General features: G+C 43.5%; 13 protein-coding genes and 1 pseudogene. 8 read left to right on the top strand and 6 right to left on the bottom strand.

Annotated elements, in window-relative coordinates; translation table 11 throughout:
- Nucleotides 1–22 precede the first annotated feature (22 nt).
- Nucleotides 23–1360 (bottom strand): adenosylmethionine--8-amino-7-oxononanoate transaminase, encoded by a 1338-nt coding sequence (gene bioA / locus QZ942_RS08140; protein ID WP_292994540.1) that lies wholly within the window; start codon nucleotides 1358–1360, stop codon nucleotides 23–25.
- A 173-nt stretch (nucleotides 1361–1533) separates the two neighbouring features.
- Between bioA and QZ942_RS08135 the strand changes: the two genes are divergently transcribed.
- From QZ942_RS08135 to QZ942_RS08110, 6 genes and pseudogenes are all read left to right on the top strand, one after another.
- The gene (locus QZ942_RS08135) at nucleotides 1534–2868 is read left to right on the top strand and encodes a DUF3422 domain-containing protein (RefSeq protein WP_292994470.1); all 1335 of its coding nucleotides are present in this window, start codon (nucleotides 1534–1536) and stop codon (nucleotides 2866–2868) included.
- A gap of 142 nt (nucleotides 2869–3010) precedes the next feature.
- Entirely contained in the window at nucleotides 3011–4387 is a 1377-nt protein-coding gene (gene purB / locus QZ942_RS08130) for an adenylosuccinate lyase (RefSeq protein ID WP_292994468.1), read from the top strand.
- A 141-nt stretch (nucleotides 4388–4528) separates the two neighbouring features.
- A complete protein-coding gene (gene grpE / locus QZ942_RS08125; RefSeq protein WP_292994466.1) occupies nucleotides 4529–5122 on the top strand; it encodes a nucleotide exchange factor GrpE in 594 nt (197 codons plus the stop codon).
- Nucleotides 5123–5190: 68 nt separating this feature from the next.
- Nucleotides 5191–7125 carry a molecular chaperone DnaK gene (dnaK, locus tag QZ942_RS08120; RefSeq protein ID WP_292994464.1) on the top strand — a complete coding sequence of 645 codons (1935 nt, stop codon included), beginning with the start codon at nucleotides 5191–5193 and terminating at the stop codon, nucleotides 7123–7125.
- Nucleotides 7126–7274: 149 nt separating this feature from the next.
- Nucleotides 7275–8390 (top strand): molecular chaperone DnaJ, encoded by a 1116-nt coding sequence (gene dnaJ / locus QZ942_RS08115; RefSeq protein WP_292994462.1) that lies wholly within the window; start codon nucleotides 7275–7277, stop codon nucleotides 8388–8390.
- Nucleotides 8391–8737: 347 nt separating this feature from the next.
- Nucleotides 8738–9166, top strand: a pseudogene (locus QZ942_RS08110) (transposase); the annotation flags it as partial.
- Nucleotides 9167–9375: 209 nt separating this feature from the next.
- On the opposite strand, the gene QZ942_RS08105 reads toward QZ942_RS08110, so the two are convergent.
- Together QZ942_RS08105 and QZ942_RS08100 are read right to left on the bottom strand one after the other, a co-directional pair.
- A complete protein-coding gene (locus QZ942_RS08105; RefSeq protein WP_292994460.1) occupies nucleotides 9376–10806 on the bottom strand; it encodes an esterase-like activity of phytase family protein in 1431 nt (476 codons plus the stop codon).
- A 299-nt stretch (nucleotides 10807–11105) separates the two neighbouring features.
- On the bottom strand, nucleotides 11106–12980 hold the full coding sequence (locus QZ942_RS08100; RefSeq protein WP_292994458.1) for a pyruvate kinase: 1875 nt from the start codon (nucleotides 12978–12980) through the stop codon (nucleotides 11106–11108).
- A gap of 399 nt (nucleotides 12981–13379) precedes the next feature.
- Here QZ942_RS08100 and QZ942_RS08095 point away from each other — a divergent pair, with 399 nt between their 5' ends.
- Nucleotides 13380–14243 (top strand): DNA adenine methylase, encoded by an 864-nt coding sequence (locus tag QZ942_RS08095; protein WP_292994456.1) that lies wholly within the window; start codon nucleotides 13380–13382, stop codon nucleotides 14241–14243.
- A gap of 149 nt (nucleotides 14244–14392) precedes the next feature.
- Here QZ942_RS08095 and QZ942_RS08090 read toward each other — a convergent pair whose 3' ends face one another.
- From QZ942_RS08090 to QZ942_RS08080, 3 genes are all read right to left on the bottom strand, one after another.
- Nucleotides 14393–14809, bottom strand: coding sequence for an NUDIX domain-containing protein (locus tag QZ942_RS08090; RefSeq protein WP_292994454.1), 417 nt, complete (start codon nucleotides 14807–14809; stop codon nucleotides 14393–14395).
- Nucleotides 14810–15150: 341 nt separating this feature from the next.
- Complete coding sequence (locus tag QZ942_RS08085) at nucleotides 15151–15903, bottom strand: AAA family ATPase (RefSeq protein ID WP_292994452.1); 753 nt, start codon at nucleotides 15901–15903, stop codon at nucleotides 15151–15153.
- A complete protein-coding gene (locus tag QZ942_RS08080; RefSeq protein ID WP_292994450.1) occupies nucleotides 15900–17420 on the bottom strand; it encodes a CHAD domain-containing protein in 1521 nt (506 codons plus the stop codon). The genes QZ942_RS08085 and QZ942_RS08080 overlap by 4 nt, the downstream gene beginning before the upstream one ends.
- 515 nt (nucleotides 17421–17935) lie before the next feature.
- On the opposite strand from QZ942_RS08080, the gene QZ942_RS08075 reads away from it, so the two are divergent.
- Entirely contained in the window at nucleotides 17936–19267 is a 1332-nt protein-coding gene (locus tag QZ942_RS08075; protein WP_292994448.1) for a PhoH family protein, read from the top strand.
- Nucleotides 19268–19321: the final 54 nt, after the last annotated feature.

Raw genomic sequence — 19321 nt, 5'->3', positions numbered from 1 at the left:
GCAATAAATTCCTTTCAGTGATTTATAACGTGTCCAACACATGCAGCGTGGCATTTACCAGCAAATCTATTTCCTGCTCGTTGATAATATAGGGGGGCATGAAATAAATGGTTTTCCCTAGGGGACGCAGTAGTATTTGCTGCTTTAAACCTGCCTGAAAACAGTTCGCTGCAAACTCACAATCATTCGTTTCTACTTCAAAAGCCCATATCATTCCACAATTGCGGAAATTTCTGATTTTTGGATGATCTGCGAGCGGTGCTGCTATTTTATTCAAATAGGCCGCTTTGTTCTTGTTAGTCTCAATAACATGATCGTGTTCAAAAATATCCAGCGTGGCCAGTGCTGCCCGGCAAGCTAATGCATTGCCGGTATGCGAATGAGAGTGTAAAAATGCATGCGCTGTTTTGTCATCATAAAAAGCCTGAAAAACCGTATCAGAAGTCATCACAACGGACAGCGGCAAGTATCCGCCGCTCAGACCTTTCGATAGACATAGAAAATCCGGCGTGATGTCTGCTTGATTACAGGCAAATAGCGTTCCAGTCCGGCCGAAGCCAACAGCAATCTCATCGGCAATCAAATGTACTTGGTATCGAGTGCAGATTTCTCTGGCACGTTGCAGATAAACAGGGTGATACATGCCCATGCCGGTAGCGCCTTGAACCAGTGGCTCAAGAATGAATGCGGCGGTTTGGGCATGATTTTCTGCTAAATAGCGTTCCAGCACGGCGGCGGCGCGGATGGCATAATCTTTCGGGGATTCGCCGGTTTCCGCATAACGCCAGTCGGGTGTGGGAACATGTGTGCACGGCCGCAGCAATGGCGCATAAGTTTCCCGGAAGATTGCCACATCAGTAACCGATAATGCACCGAGTGTTTCGCCATGATAATCATTTTGCAAGCTGACAAAATTGCTTTTCTGTGGTTGACCACACAAAAGCCAATAATGAAAACTCATTTTTAACGCGATTTCAATCGCCGAGGCTCCGTCGCTGGCGTAGAAGCAATGCCCGAGTGTGCCGGGCGCTATTTTCTTGAGTCGCTCCGATAGTAATACAACCGGTTCATGGGTGAAACCTGCCAGCATGACATGTTCTATTTTCTCAAGCTGATCGTGGATTGCCGCGTTGATGTAAGGATTGGAGTGACCAAATAGATTGACCCACCAGGAACTAATCGCATCAAGATAGCGCTTGCCAGCAGCATCATAAAGCCATACCCCTTTGCCGCTCACAATCGGAACGAGCGGATAGGTTTCGTGCTGCTTCATTTGCGTGCAAGGATGCCATACAGATTCAAGGCTTCTAAGCTGTAGTTGCGATGCTGATAAAGGTATGTTGTGATTGATATTCGACATGTAATTTTTTAAACGTATCACGAAAATCTCGGAAGATAGCTTTCAAGCACAGTAAGCTACAATAGCGATCAGTCATTGTAGACTATGAGTGGTAGTTTTTCAGTGTTTTTGACCTGGCACTGGATCCTTGGTACATTCAGATCTGCCAAAAAATTGCTTATTCTTCTATGCGTATGTATCCAAATATTGACATTCATTCATCCGGCTTGCTGCCTGACGATGATCCGCAACGAATTTCATTGCACAATGAAGTGCATGCGCGCCCGAGTCAGCGGATTCGATTACCCGCACTGGTGATTTATGTTGTGGTCATCAATGATGGTATAACACGCGAGCAAGAGTGTGAGCACTTGCGCTGTCTTCCCGGCCAAAAGACGCTGACGCTTGAACAATTGCAGAATAACTTTCTACGCTTGCGATTGCAGGGCTATACCTTGAGATGGGAACGTCATAGCGAATTTACGCGGTACTCGCTTGTACAACATTTACCAGAAATTGCTCAATTGGGTGCGACAGATCCTGAGTTACTTTCTTACTTGACCTTACCGCAGGGGTGGTTGGCTGAAATTCCTGGCCGGACTTTCGCTGCTGTCAAACTGGCCATGGTGCATGGCGATCTGAACGAACCCGATGAATTGCTCATTCAGGCACGTAAGTGGTTTGGAGGGAATCCGATAGTGGCATCTCTTATCGGTCGAGATGAACACTCGCTTGCGGTGACGGATTTTATGCTGCGTCCTAGTGGTTTTGAACGTATGCTGGTGATTATGCCGCTTAATGCATCAGAAACGCGGGCAGGGCGTGTTTCGCAACGCTTGCTTGAAATTGAAACTTACCGGCTCATGGCGTTAAAAGGTCTGCCAGTAGCTAAGCGGCTTATTCCTGAATTGACCAGAGCGGAGCAGCAGTTGGCTGATATTACCGCACAACTCGAAAATAAAGCCGCTTCTGATCAAGAATTACTTGATACACTCATTTCATTGGCGACGCGTATCGAGCATGCCACTGTTGCGCATGCCTATCGCTTTGCAGCAACACAAGCTTACAATAAGCTGGTAACACAACGTATCGGCGAACTCAGAGAAAAAGCCATACCAGGCACTCAGACCATTGGCGAGTTTATGCAGCGGCGGCTTTCCCCGGCTATCGCGACAGTTGAAGCGACTGCACAGCGAATGAGTTATCTCTCTGCGCGTGTCTCACGAGCGAGCGCATTGCTACGTACGCGAGTCGATATTCTGACCGAAACACAAAATCAGCAATTACTGGAAAAACTGACTCGTGGTCAGGAATTACAATTGCGGTTACAAAGTACAGTGGAAGGCTTGTCGATTGCAGCCATTACGTATTATGTAATTAGTTTGTTGCTGTATATAGCCAAAGCTGGCAACGCTGCTGGCTTACCCATTCACCCGGAAGTGGCTGTCGGATTGATGATTCCTATCGTACTCTGGGTGGTTTGGCGCACTACGCGACGTATCCACGATAAATTTTTTATGCCGCATTGAGTTAGATATCGTGGAAAATATGACTGCATTATCTCTCTTGAGAAAACATTGGTTAAGGTTTTAATATTGATGTTTCAGAATTGGCTGCTTCCGCTATAAAGCAGGCATGTTAAAATCCCGAATTGAAAAAAATTGAAAAACTATGAATTTCTCTGCAATTACCGCTTTATCTCCACTGGATGGCCGTTATCAAACTAAAGTTGAGCCGCTACGAATTTATTTCAGTGAATTTGCCTTGATTCGTTATCGCGTTCAGGTTGAAGTGGCATGGTTTAAAGCGCTAAGTTACGAACCAGGGATTTTTGAGATTCCGCCTTTCTCATCTGAAACCAATACACAGCTGGATAATCTGGTAGCAAACTTTTCTGTTGCCGACGGAGAAGCAGTTAAAACCATTGAAGCCACAACCAATCATGATGTAAAAGCCGTTGAGTATTGGCTAAAACAGAAACTGGCAGATAATGCTGAAGTTGTGAAGGTGGCAGAATTCATTCATTTTGCTTGCACCTCTGAGGATATCAATAATCTGTCGCATGGCCTGATGCTCAAATCCAGCCGGGAACAAGTCATGTTGCCTGCGCTCGATAAAATTACCAATAGACTGATTGAATTGTCCCATCAATTAGCGGATGTTCCGATGCTGGCTCGTACGCATGGTCAGCCAGCCACGCCGTCGACCTTAGGTAAAGAAATGGCTAATGTGGCTTATCGTTTACAACGCGGGAAGAAACAACTCGAAGCAGTTTCCATATTGGGCAAGATCAATGGTGCGGTTGGTAATTACAATGCGCATTTATCCGCCTATCCGGATCTGGATTGGGAAAAATTTGCACAGTTATTTGTTGAAAAGCTGGGTCTGGAATTTAATCCCTATACGACTCAAATTGAACCCCACGATACGATCGCAGAATTGTTCGATGCGTATGCAAGGATTAATACCATTTTATTGGATCTGAATCGCGATATCTGGGGATACATTTCTCTGGGTTATTTCAAGCAAAAGACCAAAGCGGATGAAGTGGGTTCTTCAACGATGCCGCACAAAGTCAATCCGATCGATTTTGAAAACTCAGAAGGTAATTTGGGTATCGCCAACGCATTGCTACGTCATTTAAGTGAGAAATTACCAGTGTCTCGCTGGCAGCGGGATTTAACCGATTCTACCGTATTGCGTAATATGGGTGTAGCGTTAGGGCATACCCTGCTGGCTTATGATTCCTGCAATAAAGGGCTCAATAAGCTGGATGTCAATCCGGCACAATTACTGGCTGATTTGGATAACACTTGGGAAGTTCTGGCTGAACCGATACAAACAGTGATGCGACGCTATGGCATTGCTAACCCTTACGAGCAACTGAAAGCGTTAACGCGCGGCAAGAGTGGTATTACCAGAGATACGCTGCGTCAATTTATTGCTGATCTGAGTATTCCTGAAGCAGAGAAAGATCGCCTGCTGGCATTAACTCCCAGAAATTATATTGGCAAAGCATGTACTTTAGCCGTAAAAATCAAAAATTGATCGAAAATTACAGCCAGAGTAATGCATGGAACTGACGCGCTAATCCATACAATTTGGATAGCGTGTGAATAATTTTCAATTATCGGCTTGAAATTTAAAAATGCAGCCCCAATATCGCTTGCACAGTCATTAGGAGGTACGATGCAAAGCCCAGAAAATTCAAATAATCCAGAAGATAACTTAGCTGAATTACTCAATGCGAAAGAGGAAACCAAAATACCCGGAATAACCAGTGATTCAACCATTCAAACCGGAGAAAACCAAGATCTGCAACCCAGCCTTGAGCAGTTATTGAAAGAAGCTGAGATCAGGGCAGCCGAACATCATGATGCTTGGATACGTGCCAAAGCTGAAACAGAGAATATTCGAAAACGTGCTCAAAGTGATGTGACTAATGCGCATAAATATGCGATCGAGAATTTTTCTGCTGAGTTGCTGACGGTAATGGATAGCCTTGATGCGGCATTGGCAATTGAGAATGCAAGTGTAGAGAGTTATAAAAATGGTATGGAATTAACACTAAAACAATTGACCAACGTGTTTGATAAATTCAGCATTAAGGCGATTGATCCCAAAGGGGAGAAGTTCGATCCGCATCAACATCAGGCAATGTGTACGGTTGATTCTGAATTGGCTCCAAATACAGTGGTTCAAGTCATGCAAAAAGGCTACAAGTTACATGAACGCATTATCCGTCCAGCACTTGTGTCGGTTTCGAAAGCAAAAGATACTTGAATTTTCCCGAAGTATCTCCACTTTTAGGTCAGTTGACAGGCAGAATTAATCTTTAAAAGGATCTTAACATGGCAAAAATTATCGGTATCGATCTGGGTACCACCAACTCTTGTGTATCCGTTATGGAAAACGGAAAACCTAAAGTTATTGAGAACTTAGAGGGTACGCGGACAACGCCTTCTATCGTTGCCTATACGGAAGATAATGAAGTTTTGGTGGGCGCCTCGGCGAAACGCCAGGCGATTACCAATCCTAAAAATACGTTGTTTGCGGTGAAACGTCTGATTGGACGCCGTTTTGACGAAGACATGGTGCAAAAAGACATCAAGATGGTGCCTTACAGCATCATCAAAGCTGATAACAATGATGCGTGGGTAGAAGTGCGCGGTAAAAAAATTGCGCCACCGGAAGTTTCCGCACAAGTATTGATAAAAATGAAGAAAACAGCCGAAGATTATCTGGGTGAGCCAGTAACTGAAGCTGTCATCACAGTGCCAGCCTATTTCAACGATTCACAACGCCAAGCAACTAAAGACGCCGGACGGATTGCCGGTCTAGAAGTGAAGCGTATTATCAATGAACCAACAGCCGCAGCATTGGCTTTTGGTATGGATAAGAAAGAAGGCGATCGGAAAATTGCTGTCTATGACTTAGGCGGCGGTACTTTTGATATTTCCATTATTGAAATTGCTGAAATTGAAGGCGAGCACCAGTTTGAGGTGTTAGCTACCAATGGTGATACTTTCCTCGGTGGAGAGGACTTTGATTTGCGTGTGATTGAATACCTGGTTGATGAATTCAAGAAAGAATCCGGCATTGATTTGAAGAAGGATATGTTGGCATTGCAACGTTTGAAGGATGCCGCAGAGAAAACAAAAATTGAATTATCATCCAGCCAGCAAACGGAAGTTAATTTGCCATATATTACTGCCGATGCATCGGGACCCAAACATTTGGCCGTCAAGATAACCCGTGCAAAATTGGAAAGTCTGGTGGAAGATCTGATAGAACGCACCGCCGGACCTTGCCGCACAGCAATTAAGGATGCGGGTCTATCCGCTTCGGACATTGACGATGTTATTCTGGTCGGTGGGCAAACACGTATGCCGAAAGTTCAAGAAAAGGTTAAGGAAATTTTTGGCAAAGAACCCCGTAAGGATGTTAATCCAGACGAAGCCGTTGCGGTTGGTGCAGCTATTCAGGGTGGCGTATTGCAGGGCGACGTGAAGGATGTCTTGCTATTAGACGTGACACCGCTGTCGTTAGGTATCGAAACGCTGGGTGGTGTAATGACCAAACTGATTCAGAAAAATACTACAATTCCAACCAAGGCACAGCAAGTATTTTCTACAGCGGAAGAGAATCAGACAGCTGTGACTATCCATGTGTTACAGGGCGAACGTGAGATGGCATCGGGTAATAAGAGCTTGGGGCAATTTAATCTGAGTGATATTCCGCCTTCACCGCGCGGTATGCCGCAAATCGAAGTGACATTTGATATTGATGCAAATGGGATTTTGCACGTATCGGCCAAAGACAAGGCCACTGGCAAGGAAAACAAGATCAAAATCCAGGCAAGCTCCGGTTTGTCGGATGACGAAGTCGAACGCATGGTAAAAGACGCCGAAGCGCATGCCGAGGAAGATCATAAGGCACTGGAGTTGATTTCCAGCCGTAATCAGTGCGATGCCATCATTCATTCGGTTACAAAATCGTTGAAAGAATATGGCGATCAACTGAGTAGTGATGAGAAAGCTAGAATTGAGATGGCATTGAAGGATGCAGAAGAAGTGCTCAAAACTGATAATAAAGACGACATCGATGCCAAAACACAAGCGTTGACCGAAGCGGCGCACAAACTGGCTGAAAAGATGTACCAGCAAAAAGATCAACAAGGCCAGCAAGCTCAACCTGAATCAGGGGCTTCATCCAATCAGGGTGAAAAACCAGTGGAAGGTGAAGTGGTTGATGCAGAGTTTGAGGAAGTCAAAAACAAGAAATAAATTTTCATTCTGCCCACTGAAGCGCAGAGACGCAGGAAGAGAATTTTCGAATTCTTCTGCGTGCTCTGCGTTTTGGTGTTTGATGTGGAATTTAAATTCTTTTAAAAACCAAAGCAGTATAAATTTTATCCCGGTAGCAGGAAATCAATATGAGTAAGCGCGATTACTATCAAGTGCTTGGTGTCACCCGTGATGCCGATGAAAGTACAATCAAAAAAGCCTATCGTAAATTGGCAATGAAATATCATCCCGATCGGAACGCCGGTGATGTTAAATCGGAAGAGATGTTCAAAGAAGCCAAAGAAGCTTATGAAATATTGACGGATGCTAATAAACGCGCTGCTTATGATCAATTCGGCCATGCTGGCGTTGATGCCAGTGCAGCAGGCGGGGGCGGTGCGCAGGGATTCAGCGATGCATTTAGTGATATTTTTGGAGATATCTTTGGCGGGGGACGCGGTGGTGCACGATCAAATGTGCATCGTGGCTCTGATTTACGTTACAACCTGGAAATCTCCCTGGAGCAAGCGGCGCATGGAACCGAAACAAAGATTCGCATTCCGACAATGGAGCAATGTGAACCTTGTCATGGTAGTGGTTCCAAACCAGGGAGTTCACCGAAAACCTGTCCTACTTGTAATGGCCATGGGCAGGTAAGAATGCAACAGGGATTCTTTTCTATCCAGCAAGCATGTCCCAAGTGTCACGGCGCTGGCAAAATTATCGCGAATCCTTGCTTAACTTGTCATGGAATAGGGCGCGTAAAGCAACATAAGACACTGAATGTAAAAGTTCCGGAAGGAGTTGATGATGGTGATCGTATTCGTATATCAGGTGAAGGTGAGACCGGAGTGAACGGTGGACCGCCCGGCGATTTGTATGTGGTGGTTCACTTATCAGCACATTCTGTTTTTCGTCGTGATGGTGATAATTTGCACTGTGAGATACCGATTAGTTTTACTGTGTCCGCGTTAGGTGGAGAAATCGAAGTGCCCACCCTAGAAGGGCATGCCAAAATTAAAGTGCCATCTGAAACGCAAACGGGAAAGATTTTTCGTTTGCGCAGTAAAGGAATCAAAGGTGTGCGCAGTCGTGAGAAAGGCGATTTGCTTTGTCATGTCGTTGTGGAAACCCCGGTTAAACTGACAGCGCGTCAGAAAGAATTACTGGAGGAGCTGGAGACAATAAGTCTGAATGATGGCCCACGTCACAGCCCTCGTGCTAAGTCTTGGATGGATAAGGCGCGTGAGTTCTTTTCAGAATGATTGTAATCCAATAGATACGATTCTTTATGAGAGTAGCACCTTCAATATCGGTCTCCAGATGCTTTGGATCAATTTGCAGAAATGAAGAAAGATCCTGTTATAGTATCCCCAGATTTATCTCGCTTAAAGATTCTTAACCCATCTTTAACATCACACAGCAAATTTTTGCTTGGTTGATTTTTTAACGAATTGATTATTATTGTGTATTGCTTTTAAACCTGCCGGAAACTGTTTTGTTGTGCCATAATATTTTTGACCGCATAGTTTTTCCTCTTGCTTTTTCTGTAAAAGCAGGGAATGTTTATCCGTCGAACCCGAACTAACAACACGGCTCTTAAAGAGAGCTTGTTAGCCTGACAGTATCGGGTATTGCTAGTGTTGACCACATCCGCTGGGATGCCTTCCATGAAGGAAGCGATTTGCCCACACAAGTTGAAGCCTACAAACAGTGTTACGGATATTATCCACAAAGTGTGTTGGGTGACACTATTTACGGTACTCGAGACAACAGGCATTACCTGAAGGAAAAAGGCATTCATTTTGCTGGCAAACCATTGGAGCGTCCTCCCAAGATAACAGAAGATAATCGAGCACAATTTAAGCAACTACAAAAGCAACGGCGTGAAGACTAGCGGCAGCGTATACCAATTGAAGGTAAGTTCGGACAAGGCAAAAACGGCTATAACCTGAATTACATCCGTGCCAAAACAGCACGTACCAGCGAAGCATGGATCAATAGCATCTTTCTGGTCATGAATCTGATGGTGTTGTTGAAGGTTTTTATTTGCCTTTGCGCGCGCAACTATAAATATTGCCAATTGATGTTTGGTTGCTGCTTAAATATATTTCAAAGCATCAAGAAAAGATCAGGCTACAGCCACAATGTCTGCTGACTTTCTGAGGAGACTCTATTTAAAGACTTTAACTTGCAATTCCCCGTGGTCTTGCCACGGGGATAGGTGCAGGGCGCGCGGAGCAAGTTTATTTAAGCTATTGATTCTTTTCTGCGATGCGCCATGAATCCCAGTAAGCTAAATCCGACTAATAACATAACATAGGTTTCGGGCTCTGGAACTGCCGATACGGCTTGAGGAAGATAAACCGAGCCTCCAAGATCAGCATCCTTGAAACCGATTACAAAGAACTGATTATCTCCGGCAGCGGTTGTAAAATCATTGTCGTTGGTTAATATGAGTGTGTGATAAGTTTCGGTACCAACAATTACGTCATCACCAAAAGCCGCGCCTTCCAGCTTGGCCGGGATGTTTGCATCAGTAATGCCGTTTGCATTAAGCAATGCTCTGATATCAAGGAACAAACTTTTATCCGGATGCCCTTGATTAGCTAACAGATTTGCTTGGCCACTCATACTCGTTATGTCGGTAGCACCATCCAGATCAACCTTCCACAACTGCTTGATCGCCGCATTTGAGCCATCACCTAGCCCCTTACCATCCCGTTCGAGAACCAGGAATTCATGATTATTAATGGCGAGTATTTCACTGCTGTTGTAATTTTTTGTGCCAATCTGGTTGTCATACGCAAATTCATGCGTTGCACCGGTCGCAATGTCTATTGAAACTATGCGATTGGCCCGTCCACCATCGCCACCATCCTGCAACAATGGGCTTTGCATAAAACCGAAGAGAGTTGTGCCATCCGGGGAAATAGCGAGTCCTTCCATGCCTTTGTTGGCAACCCGGCCATCGGTATTGCCGCTGATCTCTGCGGCACCATTTGAACTCAGGTTCGCTGCGGCTAAATTACCTGGCAAAACGAATGAATTGATACGCTCGCCAGTCTGGCGATCAAACTGGTAAACATAAGGACCGTATTCATCTGAGATAAACACGCTTTTACCATCGTTTGAAACACGAATGCCTTCAGGATCAAGACGTCCGTTATTTGGATTGAGCGAGCTGCCGGCTCCAAAATTATCCGAGCGGCCACTGAAATAGTTAATCGTCGCAGTATTTAAAGCGGGTGCGGCACCGGTTGCGTACGTCAAAGATGTGGCGCTTGAAAGCAAAGTGGTATCGTCTAAGGTAGTTGTAACTGTGAGAGGTAGTGTGGTGCCCGCCGAATAGCTTAAGCCGATTGTATGAAAACGGGAGATATAGGAAGTGGTGTTATCCACGGCACTTCCTCCGGTATAGGCGAGAGCGTTCGGACCTCTATCTGGCAGTGCTAGGAAGGTATTGTTTCCGGCATAGGCAAAGCCAGAACCCATTCCACCCAGAAGATTAGCGGAGATTCCACTTTCGAGTGTGCCTGTCAAACCTGACAAATCGCTTCCGGTACCTGGAAGACTCCCGATACCAAGCAATACTGGTGTTGCATTTGCAACCGGCACTGCCAATGAGATTGCCAAAAGTACTGGTAGCATTATTTTTGATTTTTGTTTAAAAGTTATCATGTTTATTTCCTTTGAGGTTTAACGAGATCCCGCCAGTCAATACTGACACCGGATAGTCTTGAATTTTTGCATGGGGGAATGACAGCATCATGACAAGAATATTAATCGAATGGTCATGAACAGTAAAAGGAGAGCCAAGAACATGTGTTGATAGCTTTGAATCTGCACTTTCCGCAATCTTGGCCATTATGGACATAAAACTCTGAGGAAATTGATCTATCAAATTTTTTTGGTGAATTCAAAATTCTTAGAAATTCCTTGTGAATCAGAAGAAAAACTTACTTGCTCCCAGCGAAAGCTTACCAATGCAGGCGCCGCAACAGCGATATCTTTTTATTCTGATGGGATTGCATGCGATGCAGGATGTCATCCAATGACTGGATTGCTTCGATAATATGCGATCCTTTATTCAACATAACGCATTCGGCACGCACACCCATCGCCGCATCGGTTATTTCAGCGCGACTGGGTTTGCCGCTCTTGGATAATCCCTCCAATACCTGCGTAGCCCATATCACCGGTAAACGCGCCGCCTCAGCCAACCAAAGAATTTCTTCCTGTAATTCCGCCAATCTTTCATAGCCGCATTCCACCGCCAGATCACCACGCGCAATCATTACACCGACATTTGATGATCGCAGCAAAGTCAACAACAGTTCCGGTAGATTCTCAAACGCAGCGCGCGTTTCGATTTTCAGCACGATCCCCAATTTTTCAGCTTTCAACCGTTTCAAATGCTTTTGTAATAACAGAATGTCAGCAGGCCTTCTGACAAATGAAAGTCCGACCATGTCTGCATGTTTCACGACAAATTCCAGGTGCTCTATGTCTTGTTCCGTCAGACCATTCAACTCAAGTCGGCTATCCGGTAAGTTGATGCCTTTATTCGCGAGCAGTTTCTCTCCACCTTCGCGGGCTTGCGTGATTTCAACGACTAATTTATTTTTACAGACACTGCGAATTACGCCACCGATTCTGCCATCATCAATCAGGATACGTTCACCTGGCTGGACGTTTAGAAATACTTCCGGCAAGGAGCAGGCAATACTGGCCGCATGCAGCAATCGTCCTCCCGCATCGAACTGGGCTGGCGTACCCGGCAAAGGTTCAGATGTGATATTCAGATTGTCTTCAATGTGCAAGCGGATCAATTCAGGTACTGGCGATAGCGTTCCGACAATGCCGGTACAACCCGTACGACGGGGATGTCCGGACACAGGTACCCGCAGGCGATTGAGTGCTATACCAGGCGTGATATAGGTGGTTTGACTGGATTCGCCCCAAAAGCCTGTTCCAATTTGACCAACCAATTGCACGCTACGGGAGGAACCCCGCGCGTCAGTAAACTCAATGATATCGCGCGATGTAAATTTTGTCAGCCAATCTCCCTGTATAGGCAGACAAGCATCTGCAGGAGCCGGGCTGGGAGAAGTATCGCTTTCGGGATGCAACCATATTCGCGCGGGTGCAATCACGTTGCCATAGAGATCTCGTTGTGGCTTCCATTTAAGTACAGCCGGACCTGGGGCAATTTCGCCAGTGCGCAACTTAGGACCACCCAAATCCATTAGGATACGGCAAGGCCTGCCGGTTTCACGACGCGCCAAATTGATATGCGCAATCATGCGGTTCCATATTTCAGGTGTATCATGCGCACAATTGATGCGGGCGCAATCCATACCATGGATGAGCATGTCTTTGATCAACGAATAATCGTCCGCCACTCCGCCTGGCATCGTGACCATGACCCGGACTCTGCGATGCGAGGGAGGCTTGCCAAATAACTGATTGGTGTTGCTTTCAAGCTGTGCCGCGCCTACCGCCTCTGCGGGAGGCACTATTTTGTCAACCGATTTCTTGCCTAATGCGCAGCTCAAAAGAGCAATGATCGCATTGAGATTGGCGAAGACATGCGATTCCATGCGACCTAACGATGAGAGACCCACTGCCGCCAATCTTTCTTGCAGCGACCGTATATCTCGTCGCCTCAAGACCAGGTAGTGAATCAGATTAACGGCACTGAATAGATGGGAAGGATGTACATGCTGCAGTGTTGTCGAGGATGAGTATTCAAGCGCCAACAGTTCACTCCGCAACCCTTCCAGCTCATTCAGCAAGCTGGCATAAGGATGCAACTTTTCAGATTTGCGCGAACCTAGTTTCTGTTTAATCATAATCCCAACAATTTTCAGGGATACGAGAAGTAATTTTATAAATTATAAAAAAATTTGATTACATAAATATGACAGATCACCAGTTGCACATACTTATTTGAAAGTTAGCTCAAATTACGCTGACTACGATGGGCGCCGATGGCTTGGAAAAATCACTATGCTATTATCGCGATGGTCTTGGTCTTGCAGCACAAGAAATCTTAGGCACAGAATTTGGTGCGATTGAAATGTGATGTCAAATAGGGAGATCAAGTAAATTTCTGTTAAATTTTAACAAACCTTGATAGCGGGTTTTGAACCGTGTATTCGCCTTATATCAAATGTATAATAAAAAATGACTTTATTTCTGCGTAAGAACCTGGTTGTTAGCATCGCATCAAATTCACAATGGAGTATCCGATGAAACTCAATACCCCTTTACGTTACCCAGGCGGAAGAAACAAATTATCAAGATTCATTAAGTTGATTTTTGAGCAAAACAATCTGTTAGATGGACATTATGTTGAGCCCTACGCAGGCGGTGCGGAGATAGCAATAAATTTACTAACTCGCGGCTATGTATCCTGCATCCATTTGAACGATGCGAATCCTGCTATATACGCTTTCTGGTGCAGTGTTATCAATCAACCGGAAGCACTTTGCAGAGCCATTCACGATGTAGAAATAACAATGAAAGAATGGCAACGGCAGAAGGCTATTCTAAATTCCCTTGCGAATCACAGTCCACTTGAAGTGGGATTCTCAATTTTTTTTCTAAATCGAGTTAATCGCTTAGGAATCCTCTGGGGAGGATCTATCAATGGAGAAAATCAGGACTGTCATTGGAAGCTTGATGCACGCTTTGATAAGGTTGACTTGATTCGCAGGATTGAGTTGATTGCACTGTACCATTCACGGATTCATCTCTATAACCAAAATGCGGCAGATTTTATTAAAACCGTATTACCGACACTTCCCGACAAAACACTTACTTATATTGTCCCCCCATCCTATGTCAAAGGGCGCGGGCTTTATGAAAATCACAATTTGCATAATGATCACGTAAGTATTGCAGAACTGGTCAAGGAACATATCACTCAGCACTGGATAGTTTTATGCGACAACAATCCGGAAATTATTGAGATGTACAAAGGTTATCCGACCACGATCTGTGATATCAATCACAACGCACGACATCACTGCAAAGGCGCTGAAGTTATGTTTTTCAGCAAAAAACTAATCATTCCTAACTTGCAGAATCCATCAAATCTAAAGACGGCTTAAAATCTTTGATACAAGCTATGATATGCCGCTGTACAATTTTCAGTAGGGTGTGTAAAGGCCAAAAATTCATCAAAATTGTACGAAAAATAGAATTTTAAAGCCTCTATCCATTCAAAATGGATCAAACTGAAGATGATCAGTATTAAATTCTAGGCATATATATTTTTTGCTAACTTTCGTTTTAGCTTTCTATTGGAAACCGACTTTAAATATTTTTTCAAACTTACCAGTTTACGCTTGCGGTCATGAATTTCTGGCCAGCACTTTAAAATACGCTTGACGTAGAGCAAAAAAACCGTTGTTTTGCGCTTGTGTTTGCCACTGGGACTTTGCAGTAACACTTGCTCTCTGAAGTGTTTATCAAGCTTACCGAGAATGCCGGCCTCTTCAAACGCTTCCAGTGCTGCTACCTGTCTGTTATTGAGCTTCTTCTCCAATTTTCCTGTGGGTATAATCCACTTTCGTTCCTCACGACTGGTTATCAGATATACCTTGAGCCTAGTTTTGCTCATGACGACAGGAACTACTGCGATGCGCTTTTTCTTATGATGTTGCTTGCTAGCCATAATCCCGTTTACCTTCCTTGACTGGATGGGCACTCTGATAGCGTTTATTTTCAATCATACCTAAAGCTGCAAACTCCGGCGGTGTAAAGCTAACGGCTTCCACTTTAGATTAAAACCCTACTGCTGATAATATCAGAGGTCTGTGTGATTCATTATAAATACCCTACTCAAGTCGATGACTATTCAGATAAAACTATATCGTGATTTTTCCAGCTGCACTTCCCTGGTCATGGATGATAGAAAATTAGATACTTCCTCATAAAAAATCCAGGCTCTTTCCGGCGCAGGTCCGATTTTTTCTCAATTAAATAGAATTTTCATCCCATCTCAATTGCTCTAACTTATCCACACTTTCTCGCGGTTTCTGAAACTTCTTTCCAAAGTTTGATATAAGCGTAATTAGCCTGCTGAGACTTAGCAAAAACATCGACAGGTGCTTTGTGTACGCCCATTTTCTCGATATCTGATGAATAAGGGATGATTGTATTCAGAAACATTTTGTATCTTGCCGACATGGCTTCCATCGTGGCTTTGTGCAGCGACTTTTGTCCTTGAACCATTGAGAAAAAAGGTACGATCTTATTCTGCGGATAATCATTTTCCTCAAAAAATGCCATCAGCTGCTCAAAAGTCCGTTCTGAAAGCGGGGTAGGAATAACAGGCACCAAAACCAAATTAGATGCGATAAATATAGATTCCGACAGATAGCTAATGGATGGCGGACAGTCTAGTATCACCAAGTCATATTCTTTGTTGAAGCCTTTTAATACGCGCTTCAACCGATTTTTGCGTTTTTTGAAGCCTGCCAACAGTGTATCAAAGTTACGAAAACTCAAATGTGCCGGAATAATATCCAGATTCTCAAAATCACTTGCTTTAATGTGTTTTACCAAGTTTTCATACGCATTAAAAAAGCGCTTTGCCCATTTCTTTGAGGATGGCTTGATTCTGAAATAAAAGGACGAGGCACCTTGAGGATCCAAGTCAATTAGTAATGTTTTTAACCCGGATTTGGCAGCCCAGTAGGCAAGATTGACCGCAGTAGCCGTTTTTCCGACGCCCCCTTTCATGCTGTAGCAAGCAATCACTTTCATTCTGAATCTCCTGTCTCTGCTGCCTCAAATACCAAATCAAATTCAATGGTCATATTTTCTGTGAAAAAATCTGCTAATGCGCCTTCAACTTTCGGACGTTCTTCTGTTTTCTTTCGATACAAAATTGCTATCAAACCACTCAAAGCTTTTGACATTTCAATCCGGGTATCATCAATATAACTGTTTAAAAACTCTATCTGGATACAATAATCATTGTAGTTACCCAATACTGTTTGTATCTTTTTAATTTCACTGACTATTTTGCCTGTACGTTTCTTTGGCAACAAATCAACAAAAAATTCGATCAAGTAGCGTAGCTTTTTAAATTCAATGCGTAATTCATGAATTTTTTCATCTGCTGACTGGCTATTAATAGCCGCGCTCATTGCTAACATTTTATGATAGCGTTTTAACAATAATTTTTTTACAGCTTGCAATACTGGTTTTGATGCCATGGGTGTTTGAAAAGCAGAGCTCTGAGATAATTCTGCTGCGCAGGTAGCGACATCGTTCCTATACTCGGTAGAGGACAAATATTTAGCCACTTTGTTTTTTTCTTGCTTGCGCTGCTTTTCAATTAAGCGATACAGCTCGTTTAAGCCACTCTCAAAATTTGCTGGCAACATCGCACGATAACTGTCTTGAGCCAGTATAAATACGTCTAGATCCCGAAGCTTATTCGTTTTGCCTGCAATTGAAGATAGTCTAGGTTTTAGCGTGTCAAGCATTGATGTCGGCAATGCTTGTTTTAACAAACTGATTAATGATCTTAGTTTTCGAACGTTAACTCGAAATTGATGCAAAAACTCGGTGTCTGTATCTGCAATTACACCACCAACATAAAGCTTTGTCTGAACAAGCATAGCAGTGGCCATTGCTCGTACCGCTTGCTCTGTCCGCATATCCTCCGTCAGGGATAGTAGAGCACCTTGTTTTGGTTCGAGGGCCTGAATACCTTGAACCATTAACAGGAATCTCAATCCGAAATGATTAATTTCCGCCTTAATGAAATGCCTGAGAAGCTGTGCAGCCCTGGTATAATATTTTGCATAGCCCCGCAGCGCTTGTAGTGTGAGATAAAGGCCAATTTTGTTGCCAACCATCGTTTGTGTTAAACGACCTCTCACCACTATTTTTTGATCGTCATTGCGCAATGAAAAATCCGTCTCAAGCAAGTTTATGGATGCGATAGGTAATACCGCGCGCAAACCAACTAAACTTTGCAATTTGTCTTTAACTTGATTCCCTGAAAATTCCCACCAGAATCTGGCTCCACTTGATGCGCCAACTTCGCCAATACAGCCAGAAGGATCAATGAGTTGGAATTGCTGTTTATTCACTTGGCAAAGCAGATAATTCGCCTTCCACAGATGAGAATCAAAGTCATCGTAAAATTGTAGATTAGAGGTTGTGCCCGGATTAGCCTCAATATCAAACTCAGAGGATATTTCCGAGAGAATGTCGGTGTTCCTGGCCACCTCATTTAATTCCCAGGTATTTTCTGGCAATGAATTCATTTTTAAATTTAGTGTTATTGTTTAAATACTTAAGTATATTGCTTTCTAAGCGTAACAAGGAGTTTCTTTGCCTAATTTAAGAGAGTATAAAAAAGCAGGGGATTCTCTGTAGCGACAGAATCTTACGAACACATAACAGAATATGCCTCTATCCCGCTTTCAGTTTAATTTGAGTACTAATCAAACAAGTATTGAGTAGCCGGGGCGAAGTTCTACATCTCATGTTCGCCGATTTGACGATACGCTGCAATATTGCTCCCAATTAGAATGTCTTGGAGTTCATAGACGGCTATGTAAACCCATGACGGTGCGGCAGTAAGACTGGTATTCGCAAACCGCCTCATTCAGAAAATAGTGCTGAAATTCCGGCAGAAAACGTGGAAAGGCAAATCGTCCTACTTAAGTACGTCGATAGGGGACAATCGGATAAGTATGCAGTATTCAATAAATGACTTACACGATACTGTAATAATTAATGACTAGTATTGTCATTTTATAAAACAAATTAGCTATTCATGCCGCGAAAGCAAAAGAAGATATATGTTCTTGATACCTCAGTTATTTTATACAACCACAACGCAATCTATAGCTTTGAAGAAAATAATGTAGCCATTCCAATCACCGTACTTGAAGAACTTGATCATTTTAAGAAGGGTAATGAGACAAAGAACTTTGAGACAAGGGAATTCATACGCATTATGGACAAACTGTCGGCAAGTCACTCATTGCAAAATTGGATTCCCATTGACAAACCGAATCACGGTCAATTTAAAGTGATTATGCAGGAACAGACAAATGGACTGGATGCTACAAAAATCTTTGGAGAAAACAATGCCGATCACCGCATTCTGAACACGGTCATTTCTTTGAATGCAGAATATCCAAAAAACAAGATAATCTTGGTAACCAAGGATATTAACTTACGACTTAAGGCAAAGTCCCTTAATATTGCTGCAGAAGATTTTAAAACCGGGAAAATCAAAGATTTGGAATCCTTGTATACCGGTAAGACTGTTATAGAGGGGTTGCCTAAAGGGATTATTGACAGCATCTACACGAATGATTTTTGTATGCCTGAGGATGTTGGCATTAAAGCTCCTATTCCCAATCACTACTTTATTCTGAAGAACAGCAAAACTTCTGTTTTAGTATTTTATAATCCAGTGTCGCAGAGAATCGAGCGCATTGAGAAGAAATCTGCCTACCGGATTGCGCCGAGAAATGCCGAACAAGTTTTTGCTTTGCATGCGATCATTAATCCGAATATAAAACTAGTCACTTTGCAGGGCGTAGCAGGGACGGGGAAAACGTTGCTGGCACTGGCTGGTGCGCTTGACCAGAAAAGGCATTTCAAGCAGATATATTTGGCGCGACCGGTAGTACCACTGAGTAATAAAGACATTGGTTTTTTACCGGGTGACATCATATCAAAGCTCAATCCGTATATGGAGCCGTTGTGGGATAACCTTAAATTCATTAAAAGTCAATTTAATGAAAAAGACAAAGAATATAAAAAGATTACTGATGCGGTCGATCAGGAAAAGTTGAAAATTACCCCTTTGGCCTATATCAGGGGCAGGAGCATTTCAAATGTCTTTTTTATTGTGGATGAGGCGCAGAATCTGACCCCCCATGAAGTAAAAACTATCATTACACGCGCAGGTGAAAACACCAAGATCATATTCACCGGCGATATTTACCAAATAGACACGCCTTATCTCGATTCCCAAAGTAATGGATTGTCTTATCTTATTGATAAAATCAAGCATCATGAAATCTATGCACATGTGCGATTAGAAAAGGGGGAGCGGTCAAATCTGGCTAACTTGGCTAACCAATTGCTTTAAGATTGCGGGCTTGTTTATGCTGGAATCTCATTCGGCTAATAACCCGTGTAGATT

Source organism: Nitrosomonas sp. (assembly GCF_021731985.1).
Classification (GTDB): domain Bacteria; phylum Pseudomonadota; class Gammaproteobacteria; order Burkholderiales; family Nitrosomonadaceae; genus Nitrosomonas.
This window is presented reverse-complemented; position numbering and strand designations above follow the sequence as displayed.

Bases quoted from the DNA above. Each gene is read 5' to 3' on its own strand.
- QZ942_RS08085 (WP_292994452.1), bottom strand. From the start codon at position 15,903: ATGAAAGTGATTGCTTGCTACAGCATGAAAGGGGGCGTCGGAAAAACG.
- dnaK (WP_292994464.1), top strand. From the start codon at position 5,191: ATGGCAAAAATTATCGGTATCGATCTGGGTACCACCAACTCTTGTGTA.
- dnaJ (WP_292994462.1), top strand. From the start codon at position 7,275: ATGAGTAAGCGCGATTACTATCAAGTGCTTGGTGTCACCCGTGATGCC.
- QZ942_RS08105 (WP_292994460.1), bottom strand. From the start codon at position 10,806: ATGATAACTTTTAAACAAAAATCAAAAATAATGCTACCAGTACTTTTG.
- QZ942_RS08075 (WP_292994448.1), top strand. From the start codon at position 17,936: ATGCCGCGAAAGCAAAAGAAGATATATGTTCTTGATACCTCAGTTATT.
- QZ942_RS08100 (WP_292994458.1), bottom strand. From the start codon at position 12,980: ATGATTAAACAGAAACTAGGTTCGCGCAAATCTGAAAAGTTGCATCCT.
- QZ942_RS08095 (WP_292994456.1), top strand. From the start codon at position 13,380: ATGAAACTCAATACCCCTTTACGTTACCCAGGCGGAAGAAACAAATTA.
- QZ942_RS08080 (WP_292994450.1), bottom strand. From the start codon at position 17,420: ATGAATTCATTGCCAGAAAATACCTGGGAATTAAATGAGGTGGCCAGG.
- purB (WP_292994468.1), top strand. From the start codon at position 3,011: ATGAATTTCTCTGCAATTACCGCTTTATCTCCACTGGATGGCCGTTAT.
- QZ942_RS08135 (WP_292994470.1), top strand. From the start codon at position 1,534: ATGTATCCAAATATTGACATTCATTCATCCGGCTTGCTGCCTGACGAT.
- bioA (WP_292994540.1), bottom strand. From the start codon at position 1,360: ATGTCGAATATCAATCACAACATACCTTTATCAGCATCGCAACTACAG.
- grpE (WP_292994466.1), top strand. From the start codon at position 4,529: ATGCAAAGCCCAGAAAATTCAAATAATCCAGAAGATAACTTAGCTGAA.
- QZ942_RS08090 (WP_292994454.1), bottom strand. From the start codon at position 14,809: ATGGCTAGCAAGCAACATCATAAGAAAAAGCGCATCGCAGTAGTTCCT.